Source organism: Pedobacter hiemivivus, from assembly GCF_004331685.1.
In the GTDB taxonomy this organism is placed as follows: Bacteria; Bacteroidota; Bacteroidia; order Sphingobacteriales; family Sphingobacteriaceae; genus Pedobacter; species Pedobacter hiemivivus.
In genome coordinates, this window is the sequence record NZ_SJSM01000001.1 from 572,534 (window position 1) to 596,418 (window position 23,885).

Sequence of the window (23,885 nt, forward strand, 5' to 3'; positions counted from 1 at the left end):
AATTTAGTTTATTCGTTTAACAAGAAATGCGTCGAGTTCCAATGGGGTCACTTCCCATAAAAAACGCATAGAGTGGATGCCCTTTTTAAGATGCACGTTTACAATACTTCCCGACCAGACAGGGTAACTATCTCTTTTAACTATAGCTATAGAACTTGATTCTATAAAGTCAAATGACAGATTATATCTGACCAAACTAAAATCTGAATTAATGCCGGCTCTATTACGGTACCTGGTCATGATTTCATAATCCCCTTCTTCAGATACGTTTATGGTATAGATTACCCAATCACCGGAAGTTCCATCTTGTAAATCCCAGGTAGAAGGAAAGGAATAACCTGCTGAAAGCGGTGCCGTCGAAGCACCATGGTTTTCAAGCCTAAACCCTTCGGTAGGTCTGTAATTTTTTGAGGGAAATACAGTCGCATGATAAGCTACTCCCTCGCCACCTTTATCAAAATCTTCGGCTTCAAGTACTGCCTTTGCATTTATAACAGAAGGGAATTCAAATGGCAAGCCCTTGAAGGGAGAACGGATCGGTTTGTAAAAATCATTATACCCAAATAAATGCCCCGGTTCAAGGATATGAACTATACCATTAGTGGTACGGATATCTATCGAATTAGCAACTGTACCCAGCCAGGAGGCTTTAAAACTACTGCGGCGTGTATCTGAAAAGGTGATCAACGAGGCACCACCATTTTGATAACCCTCCGATCTGGAAATGTTCCTTTTACCATTCATCGGATAGTTATACTTATAGCTTTTCATCGTTTTTCCATCAGTGAGCGTCATAGAATCACTGAGGTTTAAACCAGCAATCATATAGCGGCACATCAGGCTATCCAAATTATTTACGCGATACTTGCTGAGTGAAACATAGCCGGGAGATGATATGGTCTTACCATTGTTTAATTTATTGAGTGCCAACACAAAGCTTTGGTTAGTAGGGGCAAAAAGTGTGATATGCTCTTTTTCCAATACATCTTTAAGTCCCAGTCTGTCGATAACCACCAGCACAGAATCAAAAATTCCAGGTTTACTTTTTAAAAACTCATAAGTATTACCTTTAAATGGAGCCTTGGGATTGGTATAATCATAATCACCCTTATCCGTTTTATCACATCCGAAAAAGACTATACTGCCCAGCAGTACACATCCTAAATAATTAAATAAATTAAGCTTCTTCATTTTGATTATTGCCAGTAAGTATTTTGTATTAACAAAGGATTCTGAATAAGCAGGTTACGGTTAATGGGCCAGTAAATTCCTCCAGACTGTATCAAATCATTAAATTCCAGGTCATTGTTTTTAATTTTTTTATACCTGACCAGATCATACCACCTGTGCCCTTCACCCAGCAATTCACGCCTGCGTTCACTAAATACGGCATCAACCGCCTCACCGTTGACAAGCGGATTATAGACCGGAAGTCCATGTTTTGTCCTAATTTTATTTAAAATCACAATTGCCCCCGGACGATCATTTAATACCGCCTTGGCTTCTGCCAGGAGCAAAGCAATATCCTCCATTCTGTTTACCACTGTAGTACTGGAAAAATATGCTATTGGCACATTCGTGTTCTGCACACTGACATCTGCCACTGCGAAAATCTTTTTAAACATAGGATAAGGTCTATCAAAGCCTGTAAACCAGAGATCACTTGTCACATTTTTGGTCAGGGTATCAATTCCAAACCGATCATCTTTAGCCTCTTTATAAATTGACAAAATTGTATCCTTAGGTACGTATATTGCCTGTATCAATCTGTTATTTACCAGGGGTTGAGCCAAGGTAAGTCCTTCAATGGTCCCGGTAAACGAAGTTTCGGCAGGCCTCCACCTGTGTCCGAAGCCCAAAACTACAGCCTTGACTTCATCATTGACTTCGCCACGGAACATCCTGCGTATATTGCTGCCGTTGATGGGAAATGCAGCAGTGGCCAGCCCGAGATTTGACTCAGCATCCATCACCAGCTGCGCATATCTTGCGGTTTCTGCATAATTCCCTTGCCAGGCGTAAATATGCGCAAGTATGCCCCAGGCAGTATGCTTCCTAACCAGATCAGATTCCCAATTATCTATATTCCGGCCATAGTATTGCCCGGTTTGTTCAGGAAAAGCTCCATTAAACCTATAAGGTAAATATTGAACTGAAGCAATTAACTCATTTGCAGCAAAGGCCAGCACTTTCTGCTGATCTTCCCTTTTCTTATTTGCAAACTCACCATCATGCGAAGTAGTGATCAGCGGAACATCTCCCCACAGACGCACAATATAAAAATAAAGGAAGGCCCGCAAAACCCTCGCCTGAGCCATGTCCAGGTTAAAATTCTGCTCAGTATACCTAGGGTCTTTTTTGAAAATCTCGGGCGCACGTTCAATAAATAAATTGGCTGCATTTATAGCGGCGTAGAACCGCCTCCAATCTGACAAATCCTGAACAAGCGGATATTGAACATTAAGTTCATTATTATGTATTGATTTGATATCCTCCCTGGTTGTCCCATCAAAATCAGCCATTCTTACATCACCATAATACCAAAACCTGTTATTATCAGCCAGGGCAGATCTGCACAAACCGTAAACCCCAATCAAGCCGGCCCGGGCGTCTTCCATTACATTCCACATATTTTCCTCTCCAACTACCCTTGTCGGAGTAACATCAAGGATGTTCTTACAAGCACCTGATAACATAATTATCAGGGCAAAAAATAGAAATATCTTTCTCATTTAAATGTGCTGTTGGTTATAAACTCATTTTAACTCCAACCGTATAAGTACGGGGTATAGGCAAGCCATATCCAGTATCGTAACCGGTATAATCGACCAACTCAGGATCTCTGCCGCTATAAGGTGTAAGCGTAAATACGTTGTTGACTGTGGTGTAAATAAAAAATCTATTGACATCTGCCTTTTTAAAGGAACGATTTATCAATTGTGTCATGTCATATCCCAGTGATGCCGTACGAAGCTTCAGGAACGACGCATTTTCTAAAAACAGATCCTGTTCGGCACGATAAGGAATAACACTACTCCAGACGTTATACAATGGATATTTTTTTACGTTCCCCTGCTCCTGCCAAAAAGTAATTTCTTTAATTGAGTTAATGTCATTACTGCTTTCACGGTTGATAAAATCAAAACGGTTGGCCATTTCTTTGTTTAAAATATTTTTGCCCAGGTTATAGTAAAAGTCAAACCCTAAACTTATCTTTTTATAAGAAATGGTATTTGAAAAATTTCCGGATACGACAGGCATCATGTGTCCCATCAGTTTTTTGTCCTTTTCATTAATCGTAAAATCACCATTCAAATCCTTCCATCTAGGATCTCCTGCCTTTAAATCAACACCCTCATAATTTAGCTTACGCTGATTAGCAGGGTTTATTTCCACTTCATTATCAGCGCTATAGATGCCATTATTTTCTAACAACCAGAACTGATCCACCGAATTGCCCACCTGCAATAAACGATTCCCAATAATAATTGACTTCCTTCCATCTGGAAGCGACCTTAATGTGTTTCTATTATAGTTCGCTCCCAGCGAGATAGTCCACTTCACTTTATTCCTGGCAGGTAACAGATCAGCAGTCAGTGTCAGGTCAACACCCGAATTGTTTACATCCATACCCGGCTTATAAGCTTTGGTATAGCCGTACTCTGCCAATCCCGGAACTCCGAGAAGCTGATCCTTAGCGGTATTAGCGTACAAGTCAATTATCCCGTTTAAACGGCCTTTCCAAAGTGAAAAGTCAAATCCAACTGAGATTTGCTCATTGTAAGACCAGGGAATATCATACCCGATATATCCTTTGGTGTAGGGACGTACCAATCCAACTGTACCCGCATAAGATGGGACAAGGGGTTCTCCAGACCACCCAAAATCGACAACATACTGAGGCCCCTGCGCATAACGGTCATTCAGTTCATTTCTTCCCAAAATCCCAAAACTTCCTCTCAGCTTTAAATCCGTCACCGTTTTGTTTTTGATGAGCAGGTGATTTTTAATATTCCATGAAGCTGATACAACTGGCGAATAAAACCATCGATTGGTCGGCTGCATATTTGAAATGCCATCAGCCCTCAAAAGCCCCGATACCGTTAACCAGTTTTTATATTTATAATCTGCTTTTCCATAGAAGGAAACCTGATTATTAACGGTCTTATCCAGGAATCTGAATATTAACCTACGGGTAAATATACTGGGTTGAAGGTCATCTTTGTTCAGCAGGTTTACTTTAATGTAATCCGTGCCGTTTCTATATCCATAAGCATAATTATAGCGATAGGTGTCCCAATTTATCGACTGACCGCCAAGAAAATCAATTGTGTTATTATCATTAATTTTATAAGAATAGTTTATGGTATTGTCAATTACCAACCGTTGACTATATCCGAAATAATTTGAGGCAAAGGCAATCGTTTCCAGCAAAGTTGTAGGATTATACAAATCTCTGGAACCATCAGTGTAACTTACTCCCAGAAAACTGTTAAACCTGACTTTACCAAATGTAAGGCCCATGTTAAAATATCCGTTTAAAGTATTTGTTAGATTGTCATCAACCGCCTCCTTATAGGCAGTAAGCATTCCACCATAGATGTCATTATTTGGTGATAAAGGCTGACTAAGATCTGGCAAATAACGGCCTTCAGCTATGCGGTCGCGACTGTACCTGTTACGTTTTCTATCCATCCTGCTTGCCATAATATTGGCAGTTGCAGTCATCCATTTAACAGGCTTCATATTTAAATTAAAACCAACAGCATATTTATCAAGCCGAGTATCATCAGCAACGCCATTATTGCCAACCTTGCCTAATGAAAATTTAAAATTTGCTCTTTCTGTTCCACCGGTTGCACTCGCATTTATCGAATAAACCGCCGCCTTTTTATAATAAGAATCTGTCCAGTTTGATGGACCATAGTAAACAGTGTTTAGGGAATCCTTTAAAAAAGCAGCATAATTCTGCATTTGCGCCATGCTTGCGTACCGATTATAAAATTGTTCTCTGAACTTGTTTTCCGTAGCACCGTTAAAAGTAGTAACGGGAGCAGGATTCGCTATTCCAAAATAGGAATCGAATGAGATCGCCTTTTTGGTTTTTCCTGTCTTGGTTTTTACATAAATAACACCATTGGCTGCTTTAGGTCCATAAACAGCATATTGAGAAATGTCTTTAAGCAACTGAACAGATTCAACATTATCAAGATCAATGCCCGCAAGCAGATTGGTTGACGGGCCTATCCTACTGTAGTCGTACAGCTGAACATCATAGGCAAAGGGATGTTCATTTGAAATTACCGGTATTCCATCAATTACAATCAAGGGCTGCGATCTTACCAGGTCTTCGGCCGAAAACAGCGGTAACAATGTACCCCTAATGTGCATATACTGATAAACACCAGGCTCACCACTTTGCTCCTGAACATATAATCCAGCAGCAGTACCTTTTAATGCCTGATTTAAAGAAGACGCAGGGAACAAGGGCAAGCTGATAGACTGCAAATCCTTAACACCCGTACTCAAAACCGGCTTTACTGGCATGCTTACGATAACCGTATCTGGTTTTGGTTTTTGAGTGATTTTTTTTTGTGGTTTTGGTTTGGATGAAGGAGGTGATACCTGTGCCCGAACAGAGGACCCCATCAAAAGAAACAACCCTAAGAAGTATACAATTCGCATAATTAATTGTGTGTGGTTAGATATTTGGTATGTTTTGGTAACAACTAAGCTATTTCCGCTTCAACAAATTCAATTCATAATTAAACGAAGCTGGTTTAGCATAAAGCATGTAAGGTCCAAGCGGTTTAGGACCACAACCCCATGAGCCTACTCCAAGCGTTTTATAACTTACACAAAGTACAGTTCCTTTACTTTGAGGAAGATCAATCCGATAAGCCACATCTTCCATTTCTTCGTCTGTATACGGAAGCGCAGACACCTGCAATAAATTCTTATCCGAGACTACCTTAAGTCCATAGCCCATATCATTTTTAACGGCTGCCCATCTGATATCCTCATGGTTACCACATTCCATCGGTTTTTCGTAAGGAGTGAATTGAGCCAAAACTGTACTACCATAAAGACCAACGTCAGACCCGGATTTGCGATCCGAATAATTTTCCATTGGCCCCCGTCCGAAATAACTAAAATCACCAAACTGCTTATCCATCAGAATCCTGACGCCCATACGTGCGATCGGTAATTCAGGTTTATTTGAACTTACATCATTAACTGATCTCAACTTACCATCGGAAGTAATCGTATACACTACATGATGGGTTACCTTGAAATCATTCTTACCCAAAGCATTCAGATCAACGGTTACTACAATAGTGGCCTCATCTTTCTGCATGGTCTCAATTTTATTAACTGTCCATTTCAGATCCCTTAATCCATTCTTTTGCCAGTCAGGATCTGCCCACATATCATCTTTACGATGTGGAGCTCTCCATAAATGTAGTTTGGGACCACCGTTGGTTTGAAGCATATTGATTCCACCACGTATAAGCGATGAAATAGTTCCTGACTTTTTATCGAAGGCCAGGCTAAAATCTCCACCTTTAATTTCAATTGCATCACCAGTCTCAGAAAATACCACCTTGCCATTTAATGGCTGCTTAACCTCAACATTATTTTTCTGTGCTGGCATTTTTAATTGTTGTGAGGCAACTTCAAATCCTTTCTTTGCCCACATCTGGTCATTCATTAACGTATAAGACACGTTTAAAAAATACTCCGCACCTTGCTTGGGATTGACAACAGAAACTGGCAAATTAATAACCTTTTCTGTTCCGGGACCGATATCTGCAATATCGAAGTCGCCTTTAGAAATTTCTATTCCATTTTCTGAAAGTACCCAGCTCGCTTTAAATGCATTCAAATTTATAAACTGGTATTTATTTTTTATTTTGATTAAACCTTTGCTAAGGTTTTCATCTCTGGTGCCGATCCATTGGAACAACCTTTTCATTTCCGGATAATGCGGTTTTGGTGTTCTGTCTGCAGCAACAACACCTTTATGAATAAAAAGCCCATTATTTGGAAATTCCCCAAATCCACCACCATAAGCAAGAATTGGATGTTTCGGATCTCTCTTATTCCAAAGTGCCTGGTCCTGGAACTCCCATATAGCTCCACCAAGTACACTGGGATACTTATCAAACAAATCGTTATATTCCTTCAGTGACCCCATAGAATTAAACATCGCATGGGCAAATTCGCAAAGATAATAAGGCTTGGTAAGACTCGTATCCTTTGCACTTTTTTCAACCGATTCAGGACCGGAGTACATTCGACTATCAATATCTGCCGGATTTTTTTCTCCAGTACCAAAGCCCTCATAATGCGTTGGTCTGGTCTGATCTAATGCTTTTACGGCTTTTAAAGCTGCCACTAAGTTTATAGGTCCACTACCACTCTCATTACCCAAAGACCATATGATCACCGAAGGATGGTTTTTAAAATTCTGGACATTGGAAACGTTCCGATCTATCATTGCCGATTTCAAACGAGGATCTTCTCTATATTTGTTTTCCAGTCCATGGCACTCCACATTGGCTTCCGCAAGAACCCAGATGCCATATTTATCACACAACTCATACCAACGTGGATCATCAGAATAATGGGAGGTTCGAACGTGGTTACAATTACCTTGTTTCATTACCTCCAGATCCCGTATCATCTGGGATTCGGTAACAGCATGGCCAACATCGGGCCATTGCTCATGTCTGTTTACTCCTTTTAACTTTATTGGAATACCATTTACCAAAAATGTACGGCCTTTTATCTCAATCTCCCTGATACCTGTATGTGAAGAAAGCGTTTCTATAATTGTTTGTCCGGCTTTTAAGTTGATCACCGTAGTGTATAGTTTAGGTGTTTCGGCAGTCCATTTAACCGGATCTTTCACTTTAAAAGATAGATTTACTGAAACCTCTTCTCCAGGTTTTAACACAGGTACAGCCATTATAGTGGTAGAACCCGGGACCTCTTTTTCTCCGTCATAAAGCCGTGCTTCTACAGTTTTAGCCCCGCTTATAACCGTACTATAATTTTTTATTTTTGTTAAGATCTGAACAGTAGCATTTTTGTACTGGTCATCAAGGTCTGTTTTGATAAAATAATCCCTAATGTGCTGCTTTGGTGTTGACCAAAGTGTAACATCCCTGAAAATACCATTTAAGCGAAACATATCCTGATCCTCCAGGTAACTGCCTGAGGTATATTGATAAACTTCTACAGCGACGATATTTTTACCTGGTTTGGTATACTTTGTAATGTCAAACTCTGCTGCATTCCTGCTATTGACACTGTAACCAACTTTTTGTCCGTTTATCCATAAAAAGAATCCGGCATCCACACCTTCGAAGGTTAAAAAAATCTGTCTCGTTTTCCAGTCCAAAGGCAGATCAAAATCCCGTCTGTAACTTCCAACTGGATTTCTTTCTTTATAAGAGGTAAATTCCTTTGGTGTGTCATTCATTACAAAAGGAAAATTGGTTTTAAACGTATAGCCCATGTTCCGATAAAATGGAGTGCCATATCCCTCTACCTGCCAATTGGAGGGTACAGGAATATTCTTCCATTTTGACACATCAAATGACACCCTATAAAAATCTACTGGTCTTTGTTGCGGCCATGGAACCCAATTAAACTTCCATATTCCATTTAAACTTCTACTTAATGATGACGCTTTCCTGTCGACATTTAGCGCCTGCTTCAAGTTACCATAAGGCATTAGTGTGGCATGGGCCTCTTCTTTATTAATCCCCAATAATTCAGGATTTTCAATTTCCGAAGGAACAGGAGCATTGTTAACCGGTTCCTGTGCAAGGGAAGATAAGCTTCCAATAAAAAGAAACAGAAACAACGTTGATTTAATGAGTTGAGATAATTTAGACATAGTTTTTTAAAAATTTAACTTTGCAGTTTTGCTTGTTTTTTTATTAAATTATTTATCCGTTCGATCTGGCATTTTAATTTGCTTGTAATGTTCCAGGCTTTGTGCCGGAACTTTGAACCCCTGGGGTAATGGCATTTTAGAATACGTTTGAAAATACAACACCGACCCATCACGCCACCAAGCCGCTTCCCGCTGTTGTTCAGCCAGCAGTTGCTTAACCTGCACAAAACGTAAGGGATCAACTTTATCTTTAAGCCCATCCCATGTATTCTGCATTTTTTCAACGGCACTTACTCCTGAATAATAAGTGTATACCAGTTCTTCCCAAAGACTTTTGCCTGTAGGCATCCTGTACTTCCAGGGCACATGGTGGAACCAAAGCAATAACTCCGGTGGAATACTTTTGATGTCATTATACTTCTGTCTTACTTCCGGAAAGTACTGCTCCACCGCATTTGAGCCCTTATCCGTACGATCTACGCCAAGACCTTCAGCATCTGCCAAATGGTAATCGTGCGCATTCCATCCTGGAATTTTATCCCATGGTCCAGGGCCATAATGTGTTCCCAGGTTCATAATGTGGTTGAGTCCGAGAGGCATCATATAATGTACAGCATGTTCTCTTGAAGCTAACATGTATTCTTTTACCGGCACCACAAAAGAAGGATCAGTGCTGAAGGTCATCTTCAGCCAGTCATCTGCAATGGTTTCAGGACTCGCTTCCGGATTCCAGGCCATTCGCCCAAATGCATACCAATTGGATTGTGCAAAAGGATGTCCTGTCCAATTGATATCGCTACCAATATTGGCAACTCCTGCAATTCCTGAAATCTGATGGGATTCTAGCTTACCCTCGACTATTTTTGCAATGGTTGAGCCCTTTCCTTTTGCATAGGTATCTGTTGATAGCGTTTCTTTAAACATAGGAGCCAGATACACAAGGTGAGTTGCAAAGCCAAGATATTCTTGAGTAATCTGAAACTCAAGCATTAGCTGTGTTTTTGACATTGCTCCAAACAATGGATGAAAGGGCTCTCTTGGCTGAAAATCAATTGGACCATTCTTTGGTTGTAGTAAGACATTGCTTTTAAAATCTCCGTCAAATTTTTTAAATTCCTGGTAGGCCTGTTTAGCTCGGTCTTCTCCCTTAATATTTTCATACACAAATGCACGCCACATCACCACCCCATTATGAGGGGCCAAAGCATCAGCCATCATATTGGCCCCTTCTGCATGACTACGCTTATAGTCTTGCGGTCCTGGTTGCCCTTCCGAATTTGCCTTAACTAAAAAACCTCCGAAATCCGGGATGTACCTATAAATTTCATCGACCTTTAGTTTCCACCATTTGATCACTTCTGGATCTAAAGGATCAGCAGTTTTTAAGCCCCCAATTTCTATTGGTGCACTAAAACGTGCGGTCAGATAGACTTTTATTCCATAAGGTCTGAATACATCTGCGAGTGCGGCAGCTTTGAGGAGGTAGGTTTTTGTTAAACTTTTAGCACTGGCGTTTACATTATTTATTACGGTGCCGTTAATACCTATTGATGCATTTGCCCTTGCATAGTCGGTATACCTTGGGTCAAGATACCCCGGTAAACGCTGCCAGTCCCATAAAGAAGATCCGGCATAGCCCCTTTCAACGGTTCCGTTTAAATTATCCCAATGATTAAGTACACGAAGCTGTATCTTTGGCTTCTCCACGATTAAGAGCTTTTGAATCGAATGTCTGGTTTGAATCAAACGTAAAAGATGATACGATCCATAAAGTAGACCAATATCAGTATTGGATGCAATTACAGTACAAGATCTTCTGTTGATCTGCAGCGATTTGATCAGGTAGCCCTCCTTTCCAAGATCTTTTAATTCTGCCAAGTTAAGTCTAGCTATAGCAGCGTTAGTGCTCGGCGTTCCGAGCAGCAATGTTCCGTTTACATTAACGGTCTTTACATGTGGTAAAGATACATTGAGTAAACCTTTCATTCCGATTTGCAGTTCGGTAATTGCTGCGATAAGGCTTGCTGAATTTCCACTTGCAGAAATCTGTTTGATAACAGATTGGTAATTGTTTTTTAAGCTTGTCTCATGAACTGGTTTATATCTAAGCCATAAATCATAACCATTTTCGGCATTACTTTTAGTCCAAACAAGCAGGCCCAACAGTAATAAAACTACTCGGAGTAGAAATATGGATCCTATACGGTGTGATGTCCACCATAGTAGGTCCTTAAAAATTTTGTACATTTGGTTAGTAAGTGAAATTAAAAACTTTTGAAACGGTTTGGTTCTCTTGCCAAGGTTATACCTTAACTGATCCGGAGCGGTGCAAACGCTTCCGGGTCTTTTTTTGCGCAATTGTGTGTAAAGTTTAAGCCATTACGATAATACTCCTTCCTTCAGTACGGTTTCCGCTTTTATACCTGTTTAACAATTCTTTTATATCTGGTTTATGCATATCTGCAAAGACATTTTTGTCTTTATTTAGCACATTGACGAATAACTTTGTGGTAGGGAGTAGATAAAAATGAAAATATTTTTAAATCAGCAAATTATCGGAAGACCATACTGATACAAAATAGCCATATGTAGGTATTTTCTGCTAAAAAAAGCCGGCTTACTTTTGGGAAGCTAAAGCCAATCTTATGAAAAATCTATTGAAAATAAAGCTATTGCTTTTCTTTCTTGCCTTGATCTTTATCATTAATTCTTGTAAAAAGAATAAAAACGGATTAGGCGGATTTTTCATTGTATAACAAACCAGCTATAATTCTCAGGGTCAATGCTAAAAGTAACGTCAATACTATAATCCCTGTTCAATTTATAGTTTTTAGCAGTCGTTCCTCTTTCTCTCAGTACTACCGCATCGGTTAGTCCTGTATAATACAGTGGTACTTTTACCGTTCTTGTGATCTTTTTCTTTGTCGGATTATAAAGCATCATCAGCCCTTTGTCTTTCAACAATGGGTTCACATGTAATATCCCGTCCCAGTCCCGGCCATCTGCTCTGCGCAGGTGTATGATGTCCGAATTCAGGATCTCTCTGTATTTTTTATACCAGCTGATTACCTTAATCACCGTTTGTTTGGTTTCCTCGCTATCATATAATCTGGGACCACGATAACAGGCCTGGATTCCCGCTCCATAGTACTGCATCATCAGCTGTTCATAATCTTTCAGGTGCTCGGCCAAAGGTTCCAGCGTAGCGGCCGCACCACCGCCCTGGTATTGGGTTAGTGGTACAAAACCCCAGCTCATAGCTGGGGTCTTCTCCCAGGTACCATCATAAATATTTTGCCGGTTCAGAATTTTTTGCTGCTCGCGCGATAAAGAAAAATTAGCCTCTCTATAGCCCAGGCCGATCTTATTTGTACCATCCAGAAAATACCAGTCAGGTGCGTTAATGTATACCCCGCGTTCATTCAGCCAATGGTACAGTTCCTTCTGGATCTCCATTTGCCGCCATTGCGACTCTTCCAGGCCTTTATGCCCGGGATGCGAAACCGAAGCACAAAGATCTCCCGGGTAAGGCCCGTCATTTTCCCAGATATCAAACCCTGTTTTCGAGTAAAAATACTTGATATTGCTGATGTACCACAGCCCCCATTCACTGCCAAAACAAGGTGCGTGGCCACCAAAAAAAGCGCCACCGGGTTTTCCCGTTTTCGGGTCCACAACATCATCATTATCACTGATCCTCCTCGAACTAAACAAAGAATATCCACCAATCCTGATGTTTTTGCTATGGGCATAATCTGCCAGCTGTTTCCATCTTTTTAAGTTTATTGCGGTCGTATCTTCCATATTCAGGTGACTGCCAAAACTGACAATCAGCGCTTCATATCCTGTAGCCGCACATTGATCTAGGGCGGTACGTACCTGTTCATCGTTACGGCTTACCAGGTGCATAAAAATCGGGTTGGCGGATATCCAGGGGGCCACAGCATTGTACATCCGCCTGATGGCCAGTCCCCGTCTTTCCCGTTCATCCCCGTCCTGCAGCAGCTCATATGTTCTTACGGAATTATAATTCCCCCCGGGCTGAAGCTCAATTCCCGGTGCATTTTCAGGATAAATCTCCAGCAGGCAAGGCGTTTGATGGCGGTAGTGCACCTGAGATGTATAAGTTGAATCTGTTTTCCAATGTGTAGTCTGGTCGCTGTTGGCGTAGTTCATCGAATTATTGAAGGCATAGTTGGTCTCAAAATAAATGCCGGCTGGCTTCCTCATTTTCTCAAACATTCCTTCTACAGAACTTTCTTCCTCCGCCATTGCCAATACTTCATTCACGACCTTATTGATCTTAAAAACCTTTGTTCCTTTATTTGACACATAAAGCGACTTCAACATTAAAGGCATACCATCATACAATTCATAATTTACCCGCACCTCCAATCCTTCCAGTTCGCTGACCTGAGGTTTAAAAAGGAAAGAAATCATTTTGCCAGTTGCGTCCTTGTGTTGTGGTGTCCAAAACCGGGAATTGTTCCATTTCAGTTGTGATATAAGCGGTTTAATCTGGTAGGACGCATATTTAAAATCAGCTTCACCAGCAGTAAAACCATCTACCCATTCGGGCAGCAGATAGGCTTTTTCCTGTTGTCCTTTCAATCCCCCTATCTTATATTCCTTTCCGTTAATGGTTAAACGGGCTTCTTCCCGCAAGCTACGGAGGAGCTGTTTACCCGTACTTAAATTGGTATAATCTGTGCAGGCCAGATTTGGCGATATTCTGAACACCCTTTTCAGCAGACCGTTATATAATATCAGGTCCTTACCGTCTGCACTTCTCAGCACACTGGCTTTTACAGCAGGGGCTTTAAGCAGCCAGTCTGGCAAAGATCCCGTCTGTTTACTGCGATCCCATATCGGTAATCCCTGTGCTTTTAACTCCGGCAAGCAAAAAAAGGAAAGCACTCCTGTTAAAATCAAAACTTTTCTCAGCATAAGATCCTATTTTTATTGAACACTGCCAACCACCTCCAAGTCACAAATGATCCCCGCTCCCGGAGGAACCTCTTCATAGCCATCCACACCAAAAGCAAGTGCAGGTGGAATATACAATTTCCATTTAGAACCTGCCGGCATCATCAATACGGCCTCTTTAATGCCATCCAAAGTTTTGTCCAAATGGTGTACCCAGGGATTTTTAGCATCAAAAGGTTTCCATAACGGAGTGCCATCAAGAAGGGAAACTGTATAATATAAAGTCACTTTATCCCCAGGTAAAGGCTTAGCTCCCATGCCCTTCTTAAGAATTTTGTATTGTAAGCCCGAAGCCGTCTGCTTTACTCCTGGCATGGTCTTATTATTTTCTAAAAATTTAGAACTTTCTTTAACTAAAGAAGGCAATTTTGGAGCCGGAGCAGTAGTAACGGCTTGTTGCTCTATAGTAAAATTGCTGTTAAACGATTGATTTGGCTTTAGGTAGATCCTTTTGTGTGCATAGTCTAAAATTACATTAAACCGCTTAATCACTTCAATGCCTAAAATACCCAGATAACCGTCCTTTGGCTCCGCCTGTTCATTTGTCGTCAACCTGATGCTCATATTTCCGAAATCAAACCCATTAAAAGACATTGATTTAATCATAGCAACCAGATCTGGTGCTACCGGATTCAGCCCCCATGCCGGGAACACAGTTCCCAGTTTTGCATTCAGATTATGGAATTTATTATAGGGCGCACTCACCAACAATGAAAAAGCATTCCCTGTGTCAAACATTGCTCTTCCAGTATAACGCTCTCCATTGGTAAGCGTAATCGTAATCGGAAAACGCGGTATTAAAACACCCTTGTTAAATTCAAATGGGATGCCAGTATAGCCGGTAGTATCTACTTCTTTAATCTGGTTATACAATAGTAAATGTTTATGATCAAAATCAATCTGCGTTACGTATTTATTCATAATTTCATAACCAATAAGCCCATCTAAACGTCTACCTAAAATTTTAGACAATGTATTTAAATTCATCAGTACCAGGTTTAAGCCTTTAATCTCAATATTTTTCAATTTTAGATTTTGATTTACAGCCATGATATTGGTTTGCATTCCGGCTATGCCACCAACATTTACCATCTTTCGGTTTTCTTTACTGACACCTATCTTTTCTGCAGTTGCAGAATCAATCGTTGCGCCTGTTGTACCGGTATCAAAAATAAAGCTCAGGGAATCACTTTGAGCAGTTTGTACTTTAATGTACAGATGCGAGCCCTTGGATTCAAAAGGAATTTTGGTGATCTGGGCTGGCAAATCAGCGCTGCCTGCAACAATAAAGAAGGCCAATAATACAATTAGTTTCATCATTTATGTGCTCCTTTCTTTTTCGTGAAAGACTGTTTCCCTGCCTTTTTTACAGGAACCATCTTTACTGTAATGATGCATTTTCTCATCTCTTCTCCGGTAAATTCTTTTGGCTGCCTCAGCTCTTTAGTCATAATTTCCTGGGTAACATAGCCTGCTTTGGAAATTACTATAATTGCGTTGGTAGGAGGGTTAATAAAAATTATACTCCTACCTTTTCCGGAAACACGGCCATCATAACCCTTAATTTTTTCGTCTTCCCGCCCCTTAATCCTGCCAATAGCGCCTTCTATTTCCTTTCCTTTTTCATCAACCACCTTGGCCATAAAAAAATTTCTTTTCTCTTGAAATCGTGCTCCAGCTATTGTTTTAACTGCTTTCACCTGTGGATTGGCCAATATCAAAGCAAAAGCCACTAAACTAAACCTGCGTACTATTTTACTAATCTTTTTCATATGAATTATTGTTTAAGTGTTCCTTTTATGGTTTCTAGTATGCGCTCATTATTAATGATCATCATGCCATGCCGGTCATTCGTAATACCCTGTTGCAATCTGTAGGTATAGCTAGGCTTAAGTCCATCCATAACTGTTGGCAGGTATACAAACTGTAGATTGTCACAAACCGCCCCGAGCGCCTCCCCTACTTCGATGATATGTGTGGAAATGATAAAGGCACAATTCCGATGAGCTGAGAAGGCTTTGGTAACAGATAGAGTGGCATCATAGGCATCTTTCACATTTGTTCCCTTAAACAGTTCGTCAAAAATGACCACCATGTTCTTTGAATCACCCACCTCTTCTGCCACTCTTTTTACTCGCAATACCTCGGCATAGAAATGGCTCAGCCCCAAATTAAGGTTATCAGGCACATTGATAGAGGTATACAACCCGTCCTTCACCGAAAACTCCATCGCAGTTGCTGCTACGGGAAAACCCATATGTGCCAGGTATATTGCAATTCCAAAGGCCTTCATCGTTGTAGATTTGCCCGCCATATTAGCCCCCGTTAAAAACAGCACATTGCTGTCTGCCGATAGCGTGATATCATTGGACACCGGATTTTTTAACTCAGGATGGCACAGGCCTTCCAGCCTAATGATGTACCGGTCTTTTGCCAATGCCTTCGCATAGGCAAAGCCGCTCAACCTGCCTACATTACCCACTGCCATATAAGTATCTGTTTTATAAATCAGGCTACAAATCTGCTTCATCTCCTCTCGGAATGTAAACCTAAGTACCGCATCATATTTTGCAATTTTTAGGCCCGATAGGTCCTTTGCACCATTAGCTAATAACAACCAGGCTAACCTATAATCTTTGAAGATCGCCTTTACAGACGCTATCTCTTTCCAATAAACCGCTGGCATAGCTTCCGGATCCAAGCGGTAAAGAAAGTCACGGAAAATGTTCAGTAGTTTTACGGTCTCATAAAAGCCTGCCTGGATTTCCCGATATTCCTTATCCAGGCCAACAAAAGCCAGGGCTTTTAACTTAAAAATGTCCATGGCATCTTTTCCCTCGGCCGAACTTAAATAATCCTCCATCACTTCAAAGGCCTGGCCGTTCAAAGGAAACAAAAACTCCAGCCTACCAAATGCCTCAAAAATACTGCTACGGGTATTGATCGCTTCCACATTGGTTAATGGGAAGTCAAACATCTCATCCAGAATCTTCCTGCCACCCCTGGTATGCACCACATTAAAAATGCTGTATACCGAATTACTCCTGTACTTGCTTAGCAGGTTTAGGTCTTCCAATGTTTGTTTATCTGCTATAAAACTCATGATTCCATATGCTTTAAAATTCCATTCTCTCTTTTTTCCAGCAGTTCAAGGATTCCCTCATTATTAATAATCAGCATCCCATGCCGGTCTTCCGTAATCCCAGGCTCCAGCTTGTAAGTATATACCGGCTTGCTACCCTCCATCTTTGTCGGTAAAAACAGGAAGTTGATGTTTTCGCGCCTTTCTTTCAATACTTCACCAGCTTCCACAATATGTGTAGAGATCACAAACTTGCAATTCCGTTTTTCTGAAAAGGCTTCTGTAAGTGCAATTGTTGCCTCATAGGCATCCTTAACGTTCGTTCCTCTAAATAGCTCATCAAAAATGATGAACAGGTTTTTACCTGTGCTCAGCTCATGTGCCATCTTTTTGATCCGCAGCACTTCTGCATAAAAATGACTGTATCCCATGCTCAGGTTATCTGGCAGGTTTATCGTTGAATAGATTCCATCCATCACCGAAAATTGCATAGATGCTGCCGAAACCGGAAAACCCATATGTGCCAGGTACATGGTGATGCCCAAGGCTTTCATGAAAGTAGACTTACCGGCCATATTGGCCCCTGTAAGGAAGATAATATTGCTATCTGGGTTGATTTCCAGATCATAAGGAATAGCATTACTTAGTAAAGGATGGGCAAAACCCTTCAGCTTTACAGTTAAAGAATCCTTGTCCAGGGCCTCTGGAAAGTTGAAATGATTTTCATTGGCCGCCTTTGCAACCGCAATGTATACATCTATCTTATAAATGTAGTGCAGTAGCTTTCTGATCTTGTCCCGGTTTAAAAACCGGAGTTTCTTATCGTGAGCGATGACCTTTAAAAAGGAAAGTCTACCCTTTTTCCGCTCCATTAAAAAAGGCTGAAAATCGGCCTCAGCAAGCAATTCTTCAATCAGCTTTGACTCCCTTGCATAAGACGATCCGGCGGCAGCAACGCTAATACCTGCTATAAAATCCCTCAACACCTGCAGGATGTTGATAAAGGAAATGACCCCGCCATATAAAACCCTATAAGCATGGTCATGACCGCCTAAAAGATCCTGTAGTCTCCGCACAATTGTATTGTCTTGTGCAGAATATAATGTCCGGGTATCTGTATTGTCCAGGTAAGCTTCCACCAATTCAAAAAGATTGCCCTGGAAAGGAAAACTCGCTTTTTCTGATTCAAAGAATTTAAAGATCCCGATGCGTTCATTGATCTGCTGCCGATCCGAAAGCGGCTGCCTGAACATTTGTTCAAGCAGCTCGGCTCCTTTACCGGTAGAGGTATGGTTAAATAACTGGTAAACTGAGTCCTTACCCTTATTCTCAAAAATACTGAAATCTTTCAGCGTCTGTTTATCTGTAGCTAAACTCATGTTATAGACTTCTTCTTTTTAATATATAGATCCAGCCAAAAACGAGCAGTATACCCGGGATGACCAGAATCAGCAAGTATTTTAATAAATCAGATTGTTTATAGCTTAGTTTTGCATGATTTTCTACCGAATCTTCACGAAGCGGATCAAGTGGAAATTTCCCATAGGATAACCATCTGAAAAGCGTTTTATAAAAAGGGGCTGTTTTAGCGTATGTCATTAATTCTGCATTCCCTATAATCATGATCCTTTGCTCTTTATTATTAATCTGCCGGGTTAATGCAAGGGCAACAGGCAATTCGATCTGAATATCACCCTGTTCCGGATGAAAAGCCAGCTTCCCGGTGTCCAGTGTAGATTCTTGCATTTTGTTCCAGGTCGTTTTTGGATCCGTTACCAGTACTGGCTTTATCTCAAATGGCCCACCTTCCTGATATTTCAATGCCGTGACATTGGTTAGCCCCACAACATTCCATCCTTCCCTAAAATAGGATGTATCATTTAATGCACTGCGGATCAGCTTCACGACGATGTGATTTTCCGACCTATCTTTATTTGGCTGAATAACCATACCGGGCATAAACTCAACGCCCCATGGCTTGGTTAGCTGTTCTAAGACTGCGGGATCATTCTCTCCTTTTAAAATCAGCAAATTTCTGCCTGATCCAATATAATTCCGGATATTTTTTAAAGCTTCAGGAGAATAGGCAGACGCCGGATCAGCAATTACAAGGGTAGACACATTTCCCGGGATTGGCTGCTCCGGTTTATGTGCGATAGCCTCAAAGCCGTTGTCATTCAACGATTCGGTAGAAGTATGGTCAAACATAATGTATTTATAATCCCTCTCCCCTTCATTTTCAATGCTTCGCTCGCTATTGCCAGCAAGAAAGGCAAGGGTATCTGCACCATCAAGCATTCGCTTGAAATTGGCAATTACATATTCTTCGAACCTTTCAAAATTTAGCTCCGTTAAGCGCCGGATAAAAATACTTTTCCCATTATTTTCAATCCGCATGATTGTACCGTTGTTATAGGGCGCCAGGTTAACCAGCTTATGAATGCTTTCTGGCGGCATGTAATCCTCATAATCGAGTTTTTGTTCCTTTGCCGAGGCCTTTGCGGCCTCTTTTAAACTCATTTCAGTACCTCCGGGGTATGATCCGTCGATAGCCTGTTTATCATAAAAATGAACATATTCTATTTCCAGTCCAGGTAAAAAACGCCTGTAAGGTTCCCAGGTCTTAAGGTTCCCATTAACATGATCTGGCCTGCCCACATCTTTATAATTCATCAGCAGGTTGTCGAATATGGTGATCTTTACCGGGCCTTTTATCCTTCCCAACACCTGTTGACCAGCTTTGGTGATTGTATTCGTTTTAAAAGCAGTTGCATCATAATACAAAGTGAGCGTTGGCCTGGATGTCACATACCCTACCATCAATGTAATGACCAGCAGTAAAATATAACGGCCCACTTTTACCATCACAGGCCTGGCATGCACCTTGTCTTGCAGTACCATCACAGATAAGGCAATAAACATCAGCGTGAGTACAATAAAATAAATAACATCTTCGCTAACGATTAATCCCTTTAACAAATTTTCTGTATGTGCAGTTGTATTGATAAAATAAGACACGTCCCTCAAAAAGTTAATCCCCTGCCACAAGCCACCGAAATAATCTAATAGGCCCAAAACGATAAAGGTGCTGATTGCGGCCACAATCTGGTAAGTAGTGAGACAAGATACGAACAGACCAATAGCGGAATAAAGCATTGCAACCAGGAAAACACCGAGCAGACAGGTAAGTACCATTGGAATATCAAGGTCTGTGACGAATATATAGCCACACAGACCAAGCACTAAAAGAACAAGCATCAGCGTGCTCCAATACATCATGATCCCTGTAAATTTACCCCATACAATTTCCCTGGTTTTTATTGGTGAAGAAAAAAGTAGTTTGATATTTCCACTACTTAGTTCTCTGCTAATAAGCCCCATAGTTAACAACGGGATATACAAATACCAGTGAGAGATCGTCTTCATTAAAATACCATCTGAAGCAAAGTAAAAATACTTGCCAAAAATGAGCTCTGTAGCATGGGACCGGATTAATGCTTCGCCCATCATTCTCCAGCCGAAAGGATAACTCTCGTGGATGATTACTACTTTGAGCATTTCTATAAAATCCAGACTGATCTGAACCGTAAGTATGATCAATAAGAGCCAGGCTATGGGTGATGAGAATAAGGTCTTCAGCTCGAGCCGGGCAATTTTAAATATCGTTTTCATTCTATATTTCTATTAAATACATCATAATTATTTTCTCCTTCTTCTCAATAGGAATATTGCCCCAAATAGAAATACCAGTGAAGGCAGCAGCCAGATATAATACGGGCGGTATTTTTCAAAGCTTTCCTTTGTATAAAGTAATTCAACATCCTTTGAACGTTCCAGAGGCTTAACCGTTACCGGATATTGTCCGTATCCAAGCCATTTAAAAATAGCCACACCAAATGCCAGATGTGAAGCTGGCACCAGTGTATAATCTCTCTCCAGGTTCACATTACTAAAAAAATTTCCGTTACCTACAATCATGATCCGCTGCTGTTTCTTATCAATATTGCGTGTAAGGGACACTGCCACCGGCAGCTGCCCATGGATATCTCCAAACTCCGGCTGATAAGTAATCAGGCTGGTATCCGAAGGGATCTCACGGTTTTGCTTCCAGGTATTGCTTTCATCAGTTACTACAGCTTCCTCTACCTTAAAGCCTGCATTCGTCTTGTATTCAAGAGCAACAGCTTCCGGCATACCTAATACGCCCGGAGTTTGAAATTCATAAGGATCACCACCTTCACGTAATGGGCAGTGCGTAAACACCATAGCAGGGGTAAAGTCCTTATTACGCTGAACAAGTTGGCCCTCCAGTAAACGGACCCCCACATGGCTGATAATCGGGTTCAATATTTCCTGGCTCCCCGGCCCCCCGGTTACCAATAAGTTCCCCCCTTTGGAAATATAGTCCTTTATCTTCTGTTGTTCCTGGGAGCTGAAAGCGGAAAGCGGATCAGCAATAACCAAGGCATCAATACCACCTGGAATATTACCTTTTATAGAAACCAACTGAAATTCGAACCCATTGTTAAGCAGCGAAGACCGAAAAGGCTTCTCATTCAAGATCTTTTTATAGCCCCGATCCTCATTCTCCTCAATGGTCCTTTCGTAATGACCGGTTAAAAATCCGATCCTGGTATAATCTACCAAAAGCCCTGTAAATGCGGTTATGATTTCCTTTTCTGAAGGTTTATGGATAAAATCTTTAAAGACCCTCAAAAAACGATGTTTATTCCCATGTGATATACAGCGTACAAAAGTAAAGTCCTCCGATTTCAGGTCAATGGTCTTGCTCAGCTCTTTGGGGCTTAAATAATCTTCAATGTACCATCCACGTGCTTCTGCCCGCTGCCTGGCAGCGGAATCAAGCGCTGAACCACTTTTATAATGTTCGCTATCTGAATAATAATTAACATAGTTCAGTTCCAGCTGTGGTAAAAACCTGATATATGGCTCCCAGAAATTAAAGTCTTTGACCCTGTTTTCCGGACGGCCAACATTAATTTCATTTTTATCATCCAGCAGGTTTGAATAGGCAGTAACGCTAACAGGTCCTTTAATTTTTTTTAACAGTTCCTGACTTGATGTACTTATGGTATTGAATTTAATGGCTGTGGTATCAAAATACAAGGTGAACTGTCTTAAGGAAACCATGCAACCCAAAAATACCATTGCAGCTGTAAACAAGGCATACCGGTTAATTTTTGCTACCTTTGTTCTTGCTTTAATGGTGTCTTCAACATAAAAAATGGCCAGTCCTAAAAATAGCGAACTGATGATCACAAAATACAGGATATCCTTACTCTTAATAAACCCCCAGTTCATGTTCTGGGCATGCCCGGCAATATGCAGAAAGTTCACTATGTCTTTTAGTACAGGAATACCTTGCCATAAACCGCCTATATAATTCAAGGCAGCCAGGGTCGTCAGTGTACTCAATGCAGCTACCACCTGGTAAGTGGTTAAGCAAGACATGAACAAACCTATAGCCGAATAAGTACAGGCGAGTAAAAATATAGCCAGTATTCCTGGCAGAACAATCCCCAGGTCAAGGCTTGAAATCATAAAGTAAGGTGGAATGGCAAACAATGAAAATAAGCCTATTACAATCACCCAGTAGCCCATTGTCCCGAGATATTTACCCAGTACAATTGAACTGTTCTTTATTGGTGAGGAAAACAGTAGTTTAATGTTGCCCGAATTAAGTTCCTGGCTCATGATCCCCATGGTCATTAACGGAATGTAAAGGTAAATCTTACCTTCTACATCCGGCAGCAAATTGCCGCTAAATAACCAACTCGTATACCCCGGGAAATACTTTAGCACTCCTCCATCGGCCCCACTTAAGTGACCTGCAAAAGCGGCTCCAAACTGGTAAAGAAAAACAATCAGCAACAACCAGGCGATTGGTGAAAAGAACAGCAGTTTCAACTCATGTCCCGCAATTTTTAAAATTATCTTCATGGCTATACCTTACTTTTGTTCGACAACTGAGCGAATATTGCATCCAGGGAACTCTTCTCTAAAGTGATCTCAGTGAGCAGCCAGCCATTTTCTGAGCTCATCGCAATTACCTTTTCTGAGATCCCTTCGGGATTACTAAAGCTCAAGCGAATATATTTCCCATGATCCTGTTCTACAGAGATAATGCCCGGGATTGCCTGCAACACTTCAAGTGCAGGAGGATTGTTCAATGCAACGAGCATGCTATTGGGTTCAATGTAATTATTGAAAGCCTCTATCGTATCCTCAAATACCATACGCCCGTTCTCAATCATCTTGATGTCCCGGCAGGTGGCCTGGATCTCCGATAAGATGTGTGAAGAGAAGATGACCGAGCGTTCCTGGGCAATTTCTTTTATAAGTTTCCTAACCTCCGTGATCTGGTTCGGATCCAGTCCATTAGTTGGTTCATCGAGCACCACTAACCGGGGCCTATGGATGATCGCCTGGGCAATCCCTACACGCTGACGATATCCACCCGAGAGATTCCGGATCAGCCGATTGCTGAAATGGCTGATACCGCAGCGATCCTTGGCTTCTTCAAGCGCCGCGGAAATCTCCTTTTCGGGAATCAGCCTTAAATGCGAACAATAAACAAGGTATTCGTCAACTGTTAAATCCAGGTGAAGTGGTGCAGTTTGTGGCAGGAAGCCGATCAGTTTCTTGGCACCTACCGCATCTTCCTGCATGTCAATGCCATTGATGTAAACCTTGCCCTGTGTAGGGTTCAGTACCCCGCACATGATGTTCATTGTTGTAGACTTGCCGGCGCCATTTGAACCCAGTAAGCCCACAACTCCTGTCTGGTTAATCTCAAAATTAATATCCCTAATGGCCCAGTCACGGGTATAGCGGTGACTAAGACCTTCAATTTTTACAATACTCTTGTTCATTTTTTCAATTGTGTAT

The 23,885-nt window shown here is 41.2% G+C and carries 13 protein-coding genes; all 13 read right to left on the reverse strand.

From position 1 onward, the window contains the following. Positions 1 to 3: 3 nt before the first annotated feature. The gene (locus EZ444_RS02130; protein ID WP_131606757.1) at positions 4 to 1,191 is read right to left on the reverse strand and encodes a fasciclin domain-containing protein; all 1,188 of its coding nucleotides are present in this window, start codon (positions 1,189 to 1,191) and stop codon (positions 4 to 6) included. Positions 1,192 to 1,196: 5 nt separating this feature from the next. Further along, a complete protein-coding gene (locus EZ444_RS02135) occupies positions 1,197 to 2,732 on the reverse strand; it encodes a RagB/SusD family nutrient uptake outer membrane protein (protein ID WP_225874603.1) in 1,536 nt (511 codons plus the stop codon). 16 nt (positions 2,733 to 2,748) lie between these two features. Beyond that, positions 2,749 to 5,685 carry a SusC/RagA family TonB-linked outer membrane protein gene (locus tag EZ444_RS02140; RefSeq protein WP_131606759.1) on the reverse strand — a complete coding sequence of 979 codons (2,937 nt, stop codon included), beginning with the start codon at positions 5,683 to 5,685 and terminating at the stop codon, positions 2,749 to 2,751. A gap of 49 nt (positions 5,686 to 5,734) precedes the next feature. Next, positions 5,735 to 8,908 carry a glycoside hydrolase family 2 TIM barrel-domain containing protein gene (locus tag EZ444_RS02145; protein ID WP_131606761.1) on the reverse strand — a complete coding sequence of 1,058 codons (3,174 nt, stop codon included), beginning with the start codon at positions 8,906 to 8,908 and terminating at the stop codon, positions 5,735 to 5,737. 48 nt (positions 8,909 to 8,956) lie between these two features. Beyond that, positions 8,957 to 11,155, reverse strand: a complete 2,199-nt coding sequence (locus tag EZ444_RS02150; protein ID WP_131606763.1) for an alpha-glucuronidase family glycosyl hydrolase — start codon at positions 11,153 to 11,155, stop codon at positions 8,957 to 8,959. Positions 11,156 to 11,653: 498 nt separating this feature from the next. Next, positions 11,654 to 13,855: an alpha-galactosidase gene (locus tag EZ444_RS02155; protein WP_131606765.1), complete on the reverse strand. Its 2,202-nt coding sequence runs from the start codon at positions 13,853 to 13,855 to the stop codon at positions 11,654 to 11,656. 12 nt (positions 13,856 to 13,867) lie between these two features. Further along, a complete protein-coding gene (locus EZ444_RS02160) occupies positions 13,868 to 15,214 on the reverse strand; it encodes an FKBP-type peptidyl-prolyl cis-trans isomerase (protein ID WP_131606767.1) in 1,347 nt (448 codons plus the stop codon). Next, on the reverse strand, positions 15,211 to 15,666 hold the full coding sequence (locus EZ444_RS02165) for a hypothetical protein (protein ID WP_131606769.1): 456 nt from the start codon (positions 15,664 to 15,666) through the stop codon (positions 15,211 to 15,213). The genes EZ444_RS02160 and EZ444_RS02165 overlap by 4 nt, the downstream gene beginning before the upstream one ends. Before the next feature lie 5 nt (positions 15,667 to 15,671). Next, positions 15,672 to 16,997 carry a MutS-related protein gene (locus tag EZ444_RS02170; RefSeq protein ID WP_131606771.1) on the reverse strand — a complete coding sequence of 442 codons (1,326 nt, stop codon included), beginning with the start codon at positions 16,995 to 16,997 and terminating at the stop codon, positions 15,672 to 15,674. Continuing rightward, positions 16,994 to 18,355, reverse strand: a complete 1,362-nt coding sequence (locus EZ444_RS02175) for a MutS-related protein (RefSeq protein WP_131606772.1) — start codon at positions 18,353 to 18,355, stop codon at positions 16,994 to 16,996. Before EZ444_RS02175 ends, EZ444_RS02170 begins: the two co-directional genes overlap by 4 nt. Before the next feature lies 1 nt (position 18,356). Then, on the reverse strand, positions 18,357 to 20,648 hold the full coding sequence (locus tag EZ444_RS02180; protein ID WP_131606773.1) for a Gldg family protein: 2,292 nt from the start codon (positions 20,646 to 20,648) through the stop codon (positions 18,357 to 18,359). A 27-nt stretch (positions 20,649 to 20,675) separates the two neighbouring features. Continuing rightward, on the reverse strand, positions 20,676 to 22,937 hold the full coding sequence (locus tag EZ444_RS02185; protein WP_131606774.1) for a Gldg family protein: 2,262 nt from the start codon (positions 22,935 to 22,937) through the stop codon (positions 20,676 to 20,678). Positions 22,938 to 22,939: 2 nt separating this feature from the next. Beyond that, on the reverse strand, positions 22,940 to 23,869 hold the full coding sequence (locus EZ444_RS02190; RefSeq protein ID WP_131606775.1) for an ABC transporter ATP-binding protein: 930 nt from the start codon (positions 23,867 to 23,869) through the stop codon (positions 22,940 to 22,942). Positions 23,870 to 23,885: the final 16 nt, after the last annotated feature.

Bases quoted from the DNA above. Each gene is read 5' to 3' on its own strand.
- EZ444_RS02130 (WP_131606757.1), bottom strand. From the start codon at position 1,191: ATGAAGAAGCTTAATTTATTTAATTATTTAGGATGTGTACTGCTGGGC.
- EZ444_RS02135 (WP_225874603.1), bottom strand. From the start codon at position 2,732: ATGAGAAAGATATTTCTATTTTTTGCCCTGATAATTATGTTATCAGGT.
- EZ444_RS02140 (WP_131606759.1), bottom strand. From the start codon at position 5,685: ATGCGAATTGTATACTTCTTAGGGTTGTTTCTTTTGATGGGGTCCTCT.
- EZ444_RS02145 (WP_131606761.1), bottom strand. From the start codon at position 8,908: ATGTCTAAATTATCTCAACTCATTAAATCAACGTTGTTTCTGTTTCTT.
- EZ444_RS02150 (WP_131606763.1), bottom strand. From the start codon at position 11,155: ATGTACAAAATTTTTAAGGACCTACTATGGTGGACATCACACCGTATA.
- EZ444_RS02155 (WP_131606765.1), bottom strand. From the start codon at position 13,855: ATGCTGAGAAAAGTTTTGATTTTAACAGGAGTGCTTTCCTTTTTTTGC.
- EZ444_RS02160 (WP_131606767.1), bottom strand. From the start codon at position 15,214: ATGATGAAACTAATTGTATTATTGGCCTTCTTTATTGTTGCAGGCAGC.
- EZ444_RS02165 (WP_131606769.1), bottom strand. From the start codon at position 15,666: ATGAAAAAGATTAGTAAAATAGTACGCAGGTTTAGTTTAGTGGCTTTT.
- EZ444_RS02170 (WP_131606771.1), bottom strand. From the start codon at position 16,997: ATGAGTTTTATAGCAGATAAACAAACATTGGAAGACCTAAACCTGCTA.
- EZ444_RS02175 (WP_131606772.1), bottom strand. From the start codon at position 18,355: ATGAGTTTAGCTACAGATAAACAGACGCTGAAAGATTTCAGTATTTTT.
- EZ444_RS02180 (WP_131606773.1), bottom strand. From the start codon at position 20,648: ATGAAAACGATATTTAAAATTGCCCGGCTCGAGCTGAAGACCTTATTC.
- EZ444_RS02185 (WP_131606774.1), bottom strand. From the start codon at position 22,937: ATGAAGATAATTTTAAAAATTGCGGGACATGAGTTGAAACTGCTGTTC.
- EZ444_RS02190 (WP_131606775.1), bottom strand. From the start codon at position 23,869: ATGAACAAGAGTATTGTAAAAATTGAAGGTCTTAGTCACCGCTATACC.